This is a genomic window from Aquabacterium sp. (assembly GCF_035476535.1).
GTDB lineage: Bacteria > Pseudomonadota > Gammaproteobacteria > Burkholderiales > Burkholderiaceae_C > Pseudaquabacterium.
Genome location: NZ_DATILJ010000299.1, coordinates 27,756 through 41,719, shown reverse-complemented (window position 1 = coordinate 41,719; position 13,964 = coordinate 27,756). Strand labels below are relative to the sequence as shown.

Genomic DNA, 13,964 nt, shown 5'->3' with positions numbered 1-13,964 from the left:
GTTGCTTCACGGTCCCGGCGCGCTTGAGATTCATCAAGCGGAGGGATGCGGCGGCTGCCTAGAATGCATCACCCCCAGCACCCGTTCGAGGCTGCATTGCGCTGCGCCAGGAGACAGACATGCGGATTCTGATCGCCGAAGACGACCAGGTGCTGGCCGATGGATTGCTGCGTTCGCTGCGGGCTTCGGGCTATGCGGTCGACCAGGTGGGCAGCGGCAGTGAAGCCGATGCGGCGCTGTCCTCGCATGAGTTCGACCTGCTGATCCTCGACCTCGGCCTGCCGAAGATGCATGGCTTCGAGGTGCTGCGCAAGCTGCGCAGCCGCGGCTCGTCGGTGCCGGTGCTGATTCTCACCGCGGCCGACAGCGTCGAGCAGCGCGTCAAGGGCCTGGACCTGGGCGCCGACGACTACATGGCCAAGCCCTTCTCGCTGCAGGAACTCGAAGCCCGCGTCCGCGCACTCACGCGGCGCGGCCTGGGCACGGCGTCGAGCCTGATCAAGCATGGCCCGCTGACCTTCGACGCCACCGGCCGCGTGGCCTACATCAGCGACCAGATGATCGAACTCTCGGCACGTGAACTGAGCCTGCTCGAAGTGCTGCTGCAGCGCGCCGGCCGCCTGGTCAGCAAGGACCAGTTGGTCGACCGCCTGTGCGAATGGGGCGAAGAGGTCAGCAACAACGCCATCGAGGTCTACATCCATCGTCTGCGCAAGAAGATCGAACAGGGCCCGATCCGCATTGCCACCGTGCGTGGCCTCGGATACTGTCTGGAGAAGATCCAGGCGTGAGGCATGCGTAGAGACCCCGGTCGGACACACTTGACTGTGGGTGCCTGGCGAAGGGCCGACCGCCGGCGGTCGGCGCGGCCTGCAAGGCGCCGCCAGACGGCCGGGGGTCCACATGGCCCATGAACAGAGATCGCTGTTCGGCGAGATCCTCGACTGGATGCTCGCACCGCTGCTGTTGTTGTGGCCAATGAGCGTAGCGCTGACCTGGCTGGTGGCGCAGAGCATCGCCAACCGGCCCTTCGACCGCGACCTGGCGGAGATGGCCCGCACCATCGCGCGACAGGTGGTCGTGGAGCCCGGCGAGCCAGGCAAGCCATCGCGCATCCGCCTGCGGCTGCCCGAGGTGGCGACCGAAGTGCTGCGCGCCGACGATGCCGACCACGTGTACTTCCAGGTGCTCGGTGCCCGCGGCGAGTACGTGGCCGGCGACCGCTCGCTGCCGGTGCCCGACGAAGCACCGGCACCGGCCCAGGAGCTGCGCTACCGCGACGACGACGTGCAGAGCGATGCCGTGCGCGTGGCCTACCTGTGGCTGCCGCCCACCGGCGTGCCCGGCGAACTGCCGCCGCTGGTGCAGGTGGCCGAGACGCTGGACAAGCGCTCGCGCCTGGCCACCGAGATCATCAAGGGCGTGATCGTGCCGCAGTTCGTCGTGCTGCCGCTGGCCGTGCTGCTGGTCTGGTTCGCACTGGCCCGCGGCATCAAGCCGCTGAGCGAATTGCAGCAGCGCATCCGCCGTCGCGAGAGCCATGACCTGAGCCCGCTGGAGGAGCGCGACGTGCCCGAAGAAGTCGCGCCGCTGGTCGGCGCGATCAACGACCTGCTGGCGCGGCTGGACCGTTCGATGAGCACGCAGAAGCACTTCCTGGCCGACGCGGCGCATCAGCTGAAGACACCGCTGGCGGGCCTGCGCATGCAGGCCGAGCTGGCGCAGCGCGAGATCGACGCCGGCGAGCAGGACCCGAAGGCGCTGAAACGCTCGCTGCAGCACATCGCCCATGCCAGCCAGCGCGCCGCGCACATGGTGAACCAGTTGCTGGCGATGGCGCGGGCCGAGGACAAGGAGAGTGCGCGCCAGGAGCAGGAGGTGAACCTGGCCCGGTTGGCGCGCGAGACGGTGCGCGACTTCGTGCCCAAGGCCTTGGACAAGCGCATCGACATCGGCTACGAAGGCCCGGACGAAAAGCAGGCGCTGCATGGCCGCCTGTTCGGCCAGCCGCTGCTGATCCGCGAGCTGATCCGCAACCTGGTCGACAACGCGCTGCAGTACACGCCGGCCGGCGGCAGCGTCACCGTGCGGGTGATGGACGATCCCTTCGGGCAGGTGCTGGTACTGCAGGTCGAAGACACCGGCCCCGGCATCGTCGAGGCCGAGCGTGAACTGGTGTTCCGGCCGTTCTACCGCTCGTTGGGCACCGATGTCGACGGCAGCGGCCTGGGCCTGGCCATCGTGCAGGAGATCGTGCAGCGCCACCGGGCGACGATTTCGATCGCCGACGCGCGGGCGCGGGCCAGCGCATCGGCCCAGGGCCAGGGGCCGGGCGCGCTGATCACGGTGCGTTTCACGCTGCTTCAGCGCACAGAAGACCAGCAGCCGGCGACGTAGTTCAGCAGGCTGCCATCATCTTCGTCGGCATGGCCGGCTTCGCAGGCGGCGCGGAACATCGCCGCGGCCTGCGTGCCGAGTTGCGGATCGATGCCGGTTTGCTGCGCCATCGCGATGGCCAGCGCCGAATCCTTGGCCAGCAGCGTGGTGTGGGCCCGTGGCGCCAGGTCGCCGGCCAGCGCGCGCGCCATGCGGTCGCTGCCGATCCAGCTCTGGCCGCTGGACTGCTCGATGACCTGCAGCGTCTTCACGGCGTCCAGCCCCAGGCGCTGCGCCAGCGCGATGGCCTCGGCCGCGCCGGCCAGGTTCACCGCGGCCAGCAGGTTGTTCACCAGCTTGGTCCGCGCGCCATCGCCAGGCTTCGGGCCGACATGGAACAGCTGCGCACCCAGGGCTTGCAGCAGGACGCGATGTTGTTCGAACAGCGCCTGCTCGCAGCCCACCATCAGGCTCATGCTGCCGTCGCGTGCCCGTGCCGGGCCGCCGGACATCGGCGCGTCGATGCAGGCGATGCCGTGCTCGGCCAAGCCGCACGCCATCTGCTCGACATCGGCGGGGGCGATGGTCGGGCACAGCAGCACGGCCTGCGGCCGCCGCGCCGCCTGCACGACACCGGCGGCGCCGAACAAGACCTCGTGTGCCTGCGCTGCGTTCACCACCACCACCGCGACGACGCTGCAGTGCTGCGCCAGCGCGGCCGCGCTGGCTGCCCGTGAGGCACCGGCCTGCACGGCCAGCACTTCGCGCTCGGGCAGCAGGTCGTGCACACGCACCGCATGCCCGGTGTCGAGCAGGCGCAGCGCCATGCCCAGCCCCATGTTGCCGACACCGATCACACCGACGCTGGGCTGCGTGAGGCCGCCGCTGCCGTCGCTCATGGTCAGCGTTGCATCAAGCCGCGGCTGCGCGCGATCGACATCAGGATGCCCAGCGCCAGCCCCAGCGTCACCATCGCCGTGCCGCCGTAGCTGATGAAGGGCAACGGGATGCCGACCACCGGCAGGATGCCGCTGACCATGCCCATGTTGACGAAGGCGTAGGTAAAGAAGCTCAAGGAGATGGCACCGGCCAGCAGCCGCGAGAACACCGTCGGCGCCTGCGAGGCGATCAGCAGCCCGCGCAGGATCACGAAGGCAAAGGCCACCATCAGCAGCGCCGCGCCGAGCAGGCCGAACTCCTCGGCATAGGCCGCGAAGATGAAGTCGGTGGTGCGTTCGGGAATGAACTCCAGGTGCGTCTGCGTGCCGTTCATGAAGCCCTTGCCGGTGAGGCCGCCGGAGCCGATGGCGATCATGCCCTGGATGATGTGGAAGCCCTTGCCCAGCGGATCGGTGCTGGGGTCCAGCAGGGTGCAGACGCGGTGCTTCTGGTACTCGCGCAGCAGCGGCCAGACCACATCGGGCTCGCAGATGCGATCGGCGCTGATCACCATCGCGGCCAGCGCCACGACAGCGGCCAGCAGCACCGGCACGATGAGCTTCCACGACAGCCCGGCGAAGAAGATCACGTAGAGCCCGGCCGACAGGATCAGGATCGCCGTGCCCAGGTCCGGCTGCTTGACCACCAGGCCTACCGGCAGCAGCAGCAACAGCCCGGCGATCAGGAAGTCCGGCATGCGCAACTGGCCTTCGCGCTTCTGGAACCACCAGGCCAGCATCAGCGGCATGGCCAGCTTCAGGATCTCGCTGGGCTGGATCACGATGCCGACATTGAGCCAGCGCGTCGCGCCCTTCTTGGTGACGCCGAACAGCGCGGTGGCCACCAGCAGCGCCACGCCGAAGACATACAGCGGCACGGCCAGCCGCATCAGTTTCTGCGGCGGCACCTGGGCCATCACGAACATCACGATGAAGCCCAGCGTCATGTTGCGCGCATGGTCGACGAAGCGCGTGCCATGGTCGAAGCCGGCCGAGTACATGATGGTCAGGCCGATCGCGCACAACAGCAGCAGACCGCCGGCCATCGCACCGTCGAACACGGCGAGCACCGGCCGCACGCGGCGCCACAGGGTCGGCTGCTCGACGATCGCGCTCACTGGACTACCCTCCGCGCTGCGCGCTGCGGGATTCGCCCTTCGGAGCGGCCGTTCGGGCTCATGGCCTGGCCCTCGAAGCCGGGCTGCCGAGGATGACCGGCATCGCGGCCGGTGCGACGGCCGGAGCGGCCACCGGCACCGCCACGGCCGGCGATGCCGCCGTGGGCACCGATGCCGCCATGGCGGCCAGACCGACGGGCGGGCGCTGCGACACCGGCACCGGCGGCTTCACCGGCACTGGCGCCTGGCCCTGCTGCACCGCGGCGATGTCGTCGTCGGTGGGGTACAGGCCCTGCAGCCAGTAGTCGAACACGCGGCGCACGATGGGCGCGGCCGATTGCGCGCCGAAGCCGGCGTTCTCGACCACCAGCGCCACGGCGATGCGCGGGTTCTCCGCCGGCGCATAGGCCACGTACAGCGCGTGGTCGCGCAGGTGCTCGGCCATCTTCGAGGCGTTGTACTTCTCGTTCTGCTTGATGCCGACGACCTGCGCCGTGCCGGTCTTGCCGGCCGCGACATAGCCGGCACCACGGAATGCCGTCGCAGAGGTGCCTTCGATATTGACCCCCACCAGCGCATGGTGGACCACCGCCAGGTGATCGGGCTGGATCACCACCGGCTCCAGCGGCTGCGCCGCCACCGGCCGCTTCTGGCCCGAAACCACGTCCAGCACCTCCTTCACCAGGTGCGGCTTGTGACGCTGGCCGCCGGCGGCCAGCGTGGCCATGGCCTGCGCCATCTGCAGGATCGTGAAGCTGTTGTAGCCCTGGCCGATGCCCAGCGAGATGGTCTCGCCGGCATACCAGCGCTGCTGCTCGGGCTTGCGGTAGGCGCGTTTCTTCCACGCGGTGGAGGGCAGGATGCCGCGTACTTCGCCTTCCAGGTCGATGCCGGTGATCTGCCCGAAGCCGAAGGGCGCCAGCTGTTGCGCCATCACGTCCACGCCCAGGTCGTTGGCCAGCAGGTAGTAGTAGGTGTCGCAGCTGTGCACGATCGAGCGGTACATGTCGACCATGCCGTGCCCGCCCTCCTTGTCGTCGCGGAACTTGTGGTTGCCGAACCAGAAGTAGCCGGGGTCGGAGATGGCCTGTTGCGGCGTGCGCTTGCCGGTGGCCAAGCCGACCAGCGCCATGAAGGGCTTGTAGGTCGAGCCCGGCGGGTAGGTGCCGCGCAAGGCCCGGTTCAGCAGCGGCTTGTCGATCGATTCGTTCAGCTCGCGCCAGCTGTCGACATCGATGCCGTCGACGAACAGGTTCGGGTCGAAGGTCGGCTTGCTGACGAAGCTGAGCACCTCGCCCGTGCGCGGGTCGATGGCCACCAGCGCGCCGCGCCGCTCGCCATAGAGCTGCTCGACCAGCTGCTGCAGCCGCATGTCCACCGACAGCACCAGCGTGTTGCCCGGTGTCGCGGCATGGCTGCGCAGGCGCCGCACTGCGCGGCCGCCGGCGCTGGTCTCGACTTCCTCGAAGCCGGTCACGCCATGCAGTTCCCGTTCGTAGCTCTGCTCCAGCCCGAGCTTGCCGATGTAGTCCGTGCCCTTGTAGTTGGCCTGGGCGTCTTCGTCCCACTCGTCCATCGCCTGCTTTTCGGCGGTGTTGATGCGGCCGATGTAGCCCAGCAGGTGGCTGGCCGATTCGCCGGCGGGATAGTTGCGGAACAGCCTCGCGCGCACGTCGACGCCCGGGAAGCGGAAGCGCTGGGCCATGAAGCGCGCCACTTCTTCATCGCTCAGCTTGGTGCGGATCGGCAGCGATTCGAAGCTCTTGCTCTCGTCCATCAGCCGCTTGAAGCGGCGGCGGTCGCGTGGCTGGATGTCCAGCACCTGGCCCAGCGCGTCGATCATCGGCTCGAGATCGGCTTCCACCTTGGACGGCGTGATCTCCAGCGTATAGGCCGAGTAGTTGGTGGCCAGCACCAGGCCGTTGCGGTCGACGATCAGGCCGCGGTTCGGCACGATGGGCACGACCGTGATGCGGTTGGCCTCGGCCTGCAGGGCCAGGTCGTCGTGGCGGTAGACCTGCAGCCACACCAGCCGCGACGCCAGCAGGCCGAAGGCCAGCAGCACGAACAGCGCGGCAGCCAGCAGCCGGCCGCGGAAGCGCCTGAGCTCGCGTTCGAGGTTCTTGAGCTCCGTCATGATCATCCGCGCAGGCTCACAGCGGCCGGTTCACGTCGGGATCCGGCGCGCGGCGTTGCGGCGCGAGCAGCAGCCACACCACCACCGGCCACAGCGCGGCCTCGAACAGCGGCGCCAGCATCACGGCCCAGCCCGGGAACATGCCGCCGGCGATCAGCCGCGCCGCCATCGACACGCCATGCGCGGCAAAGAACAGCGGCAGGATCTGCAGCGCCTGCGCCGGCACCGAGAACCACAGCAGCCGGCGGTGGATGGTGATCGCGAAGTAAGCCAGCAGCGTGTAGGCCAGCGCATGCTGACCGAGCACGGCGCTCTCGTGCACGTCCATCACCAGGCCGAAGACGAAGCCCAGGCCTACGCCGACGCGGTGCGGCTGGTGCACGATCCAGAACACCAGCACCAGCGCCAGCAGGTCGGGCGATGCGGCGTGTCGGCCCACCGGCAGCATCTCCAGCGCCAGCGCCAGCAGCAGCGACAGGCCGATGAACAGCGGGTTGACCGGCAGCAGCAGTTGGTCGGAGCCACGGGGCATGATCATGGCGCGGCTCCCGAGGCCGGCGCGGCCTTGCGATCGCGACCCTTGCCCTTGCCGCCCTTGACGGGTTCGGGCGCAAGTTCCGGCAGCGGCGGCAGTTGCGCCGACAGCGGCTCCAGCACCAGCACATGGCGCACGCCGTCGATCGGCGCGGCCGGTGCCAGCAGGATGCGCGCAAAGCCCGAATCCACCTTGCGATCGACGCGCACGACACGCGCCACCGCCAGCCCCACCGGGTAGACACCGTCGACGCCGCTGGTCGTCAGCGCGTCGCCCACCTGCACATCGGCATTGCCGGCCATGAAGCGCAGTTCCAGGCCACCGCCCTCGGCACCGCCGAAGGCCGCGCTGCGGGCCTGCGAGCGGCTGTTGAGCACCGGGATCGCCGCGTCCTTGTCGGTCAGCAAGGTGACCACCGCATTCAGCGGATAGACCCGCGTCACCTGGCCCAGCACGCCGGCCTCGTTGATCACCGGCGCGCCCAGCGCCACGCCATGCGTCGCGCCGCGGTCGATGAAGACCTTGCGGGAATACGGATCTGCCGCTTCGTACATCACCTCGGCGGACAGCGATTTCACCTGCAGCGCCGGCCGCAAGTCGAGCAGCGCGCGCAGGCGGGTGTTCTCCAGCGCCAGCTGCTCGGCGCGCTCCGCGCGCTCGGCCTGGCGCGCGAGCTTGGCGCGCACCTCGTTCTGCGCGGCCAGGGCCTGCTTCAGGCCTTGCAGGTAGTCGCTGCCGGCCTGCGTCAGCTGCACCGGCGCCATCAATCCCCGCTGCACCGGCAGCAGCACCGTGGCCATCGCCGAGCGCAGCGGCTGGGTCAGCTTGAAGCGGCTGTCGGCGGCCATCAGGAACACCGCCAGTGCCGAACACAGCGCAAGCTTGGTCAGCGCCGGTGTTCCTTGACGGAAGAACGGCGGCGGGGTGCGGTCCAGGGTGCCGAGGGGCATGGCAATCGCCGCGTGTGCCGGGCGCACGCGGCGCCAGGCCCGACCTTACTCCGAGGTGAAGATGCTGCCCAGCCGTTCCATGCGCTCCAGCGCCATGCCGCAGCCACGCACCACGCAGGTCAGCGGGTCTTCGGCCACCAGCACCGGCAGGCCGGTTTCTTCGGCCAGCAGGCGATCGAGGTCGCGCAGCAGCGCGCCACCGCCGGTCAGCATCATGCCGCGCTCGGCGATGTCGGCGCCCAGCTCGGGCGGGGTTTGTTCGAGCGCGTTCTTCACGCTCGAGACGATCTGGTTCAGCGGATCGGTCAGCGCTTCGAGGATCTCGTTGGACGAGATCGTGAAGCTGCGCGGCACGCCTTCAGAGAGGTTGCGGCCCTTGACCTCCATCTCCTTGACTTCGCTGCCGGGGAAGGCCGAGCCGATGCTCTTCTTGATGCTCTCGGCGGTGGGCTCGCCGATCAGCATGCCGTAGTTGCGGCGAATGTAGTTGATGATGGCTTCGTCGAACTTGTCGCCGCCGACGCGCACGCTGCCCTTGTAGACCATGCCGCCGAGCGAGATCACGCCGACCTCGGTGGTGCCGCCGCCGATGTCGACGACCATCGAGCCGGAGGCCTCCGACACCGGCAAACCTGCGCCAATGGCCGCAGCCATGGGTTCTTCAATCAAGTAGACCTGCGAGGCGCCGGCGCCCAGCGCCGATTCGCGGATGGCGCGGCGTTCCACCTGCGTCGAGCCGCAGGGCACGCAGATGATGATCCTCGGGCTCGGCCGCAGGATGGACTGCGGGTGGACCATCTTGATGAACTGCTTGAGCATCTGCTCGGTGACGGTGAAGTCGGCGATCACGCCGTCCTTCATCGGCCGGATGGCCTCGATGTTGCCGGGCACCTTGCCGAGCATGGCCTTGGCCTCGGCGCCGACGGCCTGGATGGTCTTCTTGCCGTTGGGGCCGCCTTCGTGGCGGATGGAAACAACCGAGGGTTCATCGAGCACGATGCCTTTGCCACGCACGTAGATGAGCGTGTTGGCGGTGCCGAGGTCGATGGCCAGGTCGGTGGAGAAGTAGCGACGCAGGGATCCGAACATGGGGAGCGGGAAAAACGGTCAGCGCGCAACGTGGCGCGCGGCAGCAGCGCTTGGGGCCCCTAACGGGCGTCAACGGCGCGGCAGGCGGGTTGTTGGGGGGAATTCGGGCCGGCTGGCTGCAGGCTGTCAGCAGCAGCTGGATAGCCGGCGATAATACCCGATCACCCTCGTGTTTCCTCTCCAGGAAACCCGCTGCAGGACGTAACTCCCGATGGCCTTGACACCCCACGACGTGAGCCGCATCGCGCATCTGGCGCGGCTTGCCCTCTCTCCCGCTGAAGAGCAGCTGCTGCTCGGGCAGCTGAACGGTTTTTTCTCGATCGTCGAACAAATGGGCGCGGTGGACACCAGCGGCGTCGAGCCGCTTTACACGCCGCTGTCGGCGGTGCAGCAGGTGCAGCTGCGCTTGCGCGACGACATGGTGACCGAAAGCAATCAGCGCGAAGCCAACCAGCGCAGCGCGCCGGCCGTGGAAGATGGGCTGTTCCTGGTGCCGAGGGTCATCGAATGAGTGGTCTGCACGAGAAGGGCGTGGCCGAACTGGGCCGCGCACTGGCCGCGCGCGAGGTCTCCAGCGCCGAACTGACGACACATCTGCTGGCCCGCATTGACAGCCAGGCACCGTTGGGCTGCTTCCTGCATGTGGACGGCGAGGGCGCGATGGCGGCGGCCCAGGCCGCCGATGCGCGCCGCGCCGCAGGGGAGGCCTCGCCGCTGCTGGGCGTGCCGGTGGCGCACAAGGACATCTTCGTGACCCGCGGCATGCCGACGACGGCCGGCTCGAAGATCCTGGCCCGCTACCAGAGCCCCTTCGACGCCACGGTGGTGGCACGGCTCGAGGCCGCCGGCACCGTGAGCCTGGGAAAACTGAACTGCGACGAGTTCGCGATGGGCTCGGGCAACGAGAACTCGGCCTTCGGCGCGGTGAAGAATCCCTGGGACGCGACGCGGGTGCCCGGTGGTTCGTCCGGTGGCTCGGCCGCGGCGGTGGCCGCGCGCCTGGTGCCCGCGGCCACAGGCACCGACACCGGCGGCTCGATCCGCCAGCCCGCCAGCTTCACCGGCACCACCGGCATCAAGCCGACCTATGGCGTGTGTTCACGCTACGGCATGATCGCCTTCGCGTCGAGCCTGGACCAGGCCGGTCCGCTGGCCCGATCGGCCGAAGACTGCGCCTTGCTGCTGTCGGCGATGAGCGGCTTCGATGAACGCGACGCCACCAGCGCCGAGCGCCCGCCACAGGACTTCCATGCGCAGATGCTGTTGCCGCGTGCCGGTGCGACGGCTGCACGGCCGCTGCAGGGCCTGCGCATCGGCCTGCCGACTGAGTTCTTCCCCGACAACCTGGGCGCCGACGTGAATGCCGCGGTGCGCGCCGCGCTGGCCGAGCTGGAGAAGCTCGGCGCCACGCTGGTCGATGTCAGCCTGCCGCGCACCGAGCTGTCGATTCCGGTGTACTACATCATCGCGCCGGCCGAGGCCAGCTCGAACCTGTCGCGCTTCGACGGCGTCAAGTTCGGCCACCGCGCGCAGCAGCACGGCGACCTGCTGGACATGTACAAGCGCACGCGTGCCGAAGGCTTCGGCGCCGAGGTCAAGCGCCGCATCATGATCGGCACCTATGTGCTGAGCCACGGCTATTACGACGCCTACTACCTGCAGGCGCAGAAGCTGCGCCGCATGATCGCCGACGACTTCCAGCGCTGTTTCCAGGGCTGCGATGTCATCGCCGGCCCGGTGGCGCCCAGCGTTGCATGGAAACATGGCGAACAGGGCGACGACCCGGTCAAGGCCTACCTGGCCGACATCTTCACGCTGCCCGCCAGCTTGGCCGGCCTGCCCGGCATGAGCCTGCCGGCGGGCTTCGGCGAGCACCACATGCCGGTAGGCCTGCAGCTGATCGGCAACTACTTCGCCGAAGGCCAGCTGCTGCACACCGCACACGCCTTCCAGCAGGCGACCGACTGGCATCGCCGTTCCCCGACATGAGCACCGCACCCCCCCTGATCCGCGGCTACGAGGTCGTCATCGGCCTCGAAACCCATGCCCAGCTCTCGACGCAGAGCAAGATCTTCTCCGGCGCCTCCACCTCTTTCGGCGCCGCACCGAACACGCAGGCCTGCGCGGTCGACCTGGCGCTGCCAGGCACGCTGCCGGTGATGAACCGCGCTGCGGTCGAGCGCGCGATCCGGCTGGGGCTGGCGGTGGGCGCGAAGATCGCGCCGCTGTCGATCTTCGCGCGCAAGAACTACTTCTACCCCGATCTGCCCAAGGGCTACCAGATCAGCCAGTACGAGATCCCCGTGGTGCAGGGGGGCACGGTGAGTTTCCTGCTCGGCGAGCAGCGCAAGACGGTGCGCCTGACCCGCGCGCACCTCGAAGAAGACGCGGGAAAAAGCCTGCACGAGGACTACCAGGGCCAGACCGGCATCGACCTGAACCGCGCCGGCACGCCGCTGCTGGAGATCGTCACCGAGCCGGACATGCGCTCGGCCGCCGAAGCGGTGGAATACGCCAAGGCCTTGCATGCGCTGGTGACCTGGCTGGGCATCTGCGACGGCAACATGCAGGAAGGCAGCTTCCGCTGCGATGCCAATGTCTCGGTGCGGCGGCCCGGCGCGCCCTTCGGCACGCGGCGCGAGATCAAGAACCTGAACTCGTTCCGGTTCATGCAGCAAGCGATCGAGTTCGAGATCCACTGGCAGATCGACCAGATCGAAGATGGCCTGGCCATCGAGCAGGCCACCGTGCTGTTCAATCCAGATACCGGCGAAACCCGCGCGATGCGCAGCAAGGAAGACGCGCACGACTACCGCTACTTCCCGGACCCGGACCTGCCCCCGCTGGTGATTGCGCCGGAGTGGATTGAACGTGTGCGCAGCGAGTTGCCCGAGCTGCCCGAAGCCATGGCGGCCCGCTTCCAGCGCGACGACGGCCTGCCGGCCTACGACGCGGCGATGGTCACGCAGAGCTTGCCCTTCGCGCGCTACTACGAAGCCGCGCGCCAGGCCTGCGGCGAACCCAAGCTGGTCGCCAACTGGCTGATGGGTGAACTGTCGCGCCGGCTCAACACCGAAGGCCGCGAGATCGACGCGAGTCCGGTGCCGGCCATCACGCTGGCCACGCTGATTCGCCGCATCGTCGACGGCACGATCTCGAACAACGCGGCGCGTCAGGTCTTCGATGCGCTGTGGGGCGGCGAGTCAACGGATGTCGATGCGCTGATCGAGGCCAAGGGCCTGAAGCAGATGAACGACAGCGGCGCGCTGGAGAAGATCGTCGACGAGGTGGTCGGCGCGAACCCGAAGTCGGTCGAGGAATACCGCGCCGGCAAGGACAAGGCCTTCAATGCGCTGGTCGGCCAGGTCATGAAGGCCAGCCGCGGCAAGGCCAACCCGGCCCAGGTCAACGAACTGCTGAAGAAGCGCCTCGGCTGACCACGGACGGTACCGACCCCAGCGAGCCCGGCTGCGCGCCGGCCCACAGCTGGCGCAGGTGGGCCAGTTCGACGTCGTAGAGCCGGTTGATGCGCACCATCTCGGCTTCCTGGTTCTGCGTGGCCGAGCGCTGCGCATCCACCGCCGCATCGTTGGCGTCGATCTGCTGGCGCAGCCGCAGCGGCAGGGTCTTGCCCTTGTAGAACTCGGCTTCCTCGTCCAGCGGTTTGCGTGCGGCGTTCAGTTCGACCTGCCGCGCTTCGGTGGCCTTGTTGGCCACGCGCACGGTGTCGAGCGCGGCTTCGCGGGCCTTGCGGTGCGCGGCTTCGTTCGGAAAGCGCGACATCAGATTGCGATCGCGCCGCACCGCATCGGCCTGCGCGGCGCGGGCCGCGGCAGCACGGCGCTCGATGGCTTCCTGCTCGGCGCGCTCATCTGCGGTCAGCGTTGGCGGCACCACGCGGCGCAGCGAGCCGTCCTTGTTGAGCACGCGCTGCTCCTTGCCCACGCAGGCCGGAATCGGCCGGTCGGAGGTGAGCTTGCTGCCCTTGTCGTCCACGCAGGTGTAGATGCCGGCGGCCGAGGCGGCGTTGTCGGCCCCCCGCGGCTGCGCCCCGGCGGCGCCAGCAGCCACGGCCAGTGCCAGCCCCAGGGCCCATGGCTTCACGACAGGTTGATGCAAGAGCACGGCCGGCATTCAGACTCCGTAGCGGTCCCGGTAGGCCGCCACGCGCTGGGTGTGCGGGGCCAAGGCCGGATCCTGGGTCGACGCCAGGTAGTGCAGCAGATCCTGCAGCGCTGCAATGGCCACCACCTCCAGCTGCCACTGCTGACGCACCTGCTGCACGGCGGACAGCGGGCTGTCGACGCCGTTTTCGGCGGCCTTCTCCTGGCGGTCCAGCGCAATGGCCACGCCCGCCGGCGTGGCGCCGGCCGCCTGGATCATCTGGATCGATTCACGCACCGAGGTTCCTGCGGAAATGACGTCGTCAATGATCAGAACGCGCCCGGTCACCGGTGCGCCGACCAGCGTGCCGCCCTCGCCATGATCTTTCGCTTCCTTGCGGTTGTAGGCAAACGGCACATTGCGGCCCAGCCGTGCCAGCTCCACGCTCACCGCCGCGGCCAGCGCAATGCCCTTGTAGGCCGGGCCGAAAAGCATGTCGAAGGCCAGCCCTGAATCGAGCAGGCGCCGTGCATAAAATCCCGCCAGGCGCCCGAGTTTGGCGCCATCGTCGAACAAGCCGGCGTTGAAGAAATACGGCGACAGCCGCCCGGCCTTGGTCTTGAACTCACCGAAGCGCAGCACACCGGCATCGACCGCGAAGCGGACGAAGTCCTGCGCCAGCGCATCGGTATCAGCCCCTTCAGAACGCATTGAGGT

The 13,964-nt window shown here is 68.6% G+C and carries 13 protein-coding genes; 5 read left to right on the top strand and 8 right to left on the bottom strand.

The genetic code is table 11. The features are described from left to right. The first annotated feature begins 119 nt into the window (after positions 1-119). The gene (locus VLK61_RS28915) at positions 120-791 is read left to right on the top strand and encodes a response regulator transcription factor (RefSeq protein ID WP_325426607.1); all 672 of its coding nucleotides are present in this window, start codon (positions 120-122) and stop codon (positions 789-791) included. Between the two features lie 112 nt (positions 792-903). Further along, positions 904-2,397 carry a sensor histidine kinase gene (locus tag VLK61_RS28910; RefSeq protein WP_325426605.1) on the top strand — a complete coding sequence of 498 codons (1,494 nt, stop codon included), beginning with the start codon at positions 904-906 and terminating at the stop codon, positions 2,395-2,397. On the opposite strand, the gene VLK61_RS28905 is transcribed toward VLK61_RS28910, so the two are convergent. Genes VLK61_RS28905 through VLK61_RS28880 form a run of 6 tightly spaced genes read right to left on the bottom strand, consistent with a single transcriptional unit; the run spans position 2,364 to position 9,143 of the window. Beyond that, complete coding sequence (locus tag VLK61_RS28905) at positions 2,364-3,275, bottom strand: NAD(P)-dependent oxidoreductase (RefSeq protein WP_325426603.1); 912 nt, start codon at positions 3,273-3,275, stop codon at positions 2,364-2,366. The two genes, VLK61_RS28910 and VLK61_RS28905, sit on opposite strands and share 34 nt — an antisense overlap. A 2-nt stretch (positions 3,276-3,277) precedes the next feature. Beyond that, complete coding sequence (gene rodA, locus VLK61_RS28900) at positions 3,278-4,432, bottom strand: rod shape-determining protein RodA (protein WP_325426601.1); 1,155 nt, start codon at positions 4,430-4,432, stop codon at positions 3,278-3,280. A 58-nt stretch (positions 4,433-4,490) separates the two neighbouring features. Then, positions 4,491-6,569 carry a penicillin-binding protein 2 gene (gene mrdA, locus VLK61_RS28895; protein ID WP_325426599.1) on the bottom strand — a complete coding sequence of 693 codons (2,079 nt, stop codon included), beginning with the start codon at positions 6,567-6,569 and terminating at the stop codon, positions 4,491-4,493. Positions 6,570-6,585: 16 nt separating this feature from the next. Continuing rightward, complete coding sequence (gene mreD / locus VLK61_RS28890; RefSeq protein WP_325426597.1) at positions 6,586-7,107, bottom strand: rod shape-determining protein MreD; 522 nt, start codon at positions 7,105-7,107, stop codon at positions 6,586-6,588. Further along, positions 7,104-8,054 (bottom strand): rod shape-determining protein MreC, encoded by a 951-nt coding sequence (mreC, locus tag VLK61_RS28885; RefSeq protein WP_325426595.1) that lies wholly within the window; start codon positions 8,052-8,054, stop codon positions 7,104-7,106. The genes mreD and mreC overlap by 4 nt, the downstream gene beginning before the upstream one ends. A gap of 45 nt (positions 8,055-8,099) precedes the next feature. Beyond that, complete coding sequence (locus VLK61_RS28880) at positions 8,100-9,143, bottom strand: rod shape-determining protein (RefSeq protein ID WP_325426593.1); 1,044 nt, start codon at positions 9,141-9,143, stop codon at positions 8,100-8,102. Positions 9,144-9,354: 211 nt separating this feature from the next. Between VLK61_RS28880 and gatC the strand changes: the two genes are divergently transcribed. The 3 genes from gatC to gatB are packed head-to-tail and all read left to right on the top strand — an operon-like array spanning position 9,355 to position 12,580. Then, positions 9,355-9,654 (top strand): Asp-tRNA(Asn)/Glu-tRNA(Gln) amidotransferase subunit GatC, encoded by a 300-nt coding sequence (gene gatC / locus VLK61_RS28875; RefSeq protein WP_325426591.1) that lies wholly within the window; start codon positions 9,355-9,357, stop codon positions 9,652-9,654. Beyond that, positions 9,651-11,132 (top strand): Asp-tRNA(Asn)/Glu-tRNA(Gln) amidotransferase subunit GatA, encoded by a 1,482-nt coding sequence (gatA, locus tag VLK61_RS28870; protein WP_325426589.1) that lies wholly within the window; start codon positions 9,651-9,653, stop codon positions 11,130-11,132. The genes gatC and gatA overlap by 4 nt, the downstream gene beginning before the upstream one ends. Then, positions 11,129-12,580, top strand: a complete 1,452-nt coding sequence (gene gatB / locus VLK61_RS28865) for an Asp-tRNA(Asn)/Glu-tRNA(Gln) amidotransferase subunit GatB (protein WP_325426587.1) — start codon at positions 11,129-11,131, stop codon at positions 12,578-12,580. Before gatA ends, gatB begins: the two co-directional genes overlap by 4 nt. On the opposite strand, the gene VLK61_RS28860 is transcribed toward gatB, so the two are convergent. After that, positions 12,549-13,277 (bottom strand): DUF4124 domain-containing protein, encoded by a 729-nt coding sequence (locus tag VLK61_RS28860; RefSeq protein ID WP_325426585.1) that lies wholly within the window; start codon positions 13,275-13,277, stop codon positions 12,549-12,551. The two genes, gatB and VLK61_RS28860, sit on opposite strands and share 32 nt — an antisense overlap. Then, positions 13,278-13,958 carry an orotate phosphoribosyltransferase gene (gene pyrE / locus VLK61_RS28855; RefSeq protein WP_325426583.1) on the bottom strand — a complete coding sequence of 227 codons (681 nt, stop codon included), beginning with the start codon at positions 13,956-13,958 and terminating at the stop codon, positions 13,278-13,280. Between the last annotated feature and the right edge of the window lie 6 nt (positions 13,959-13,964).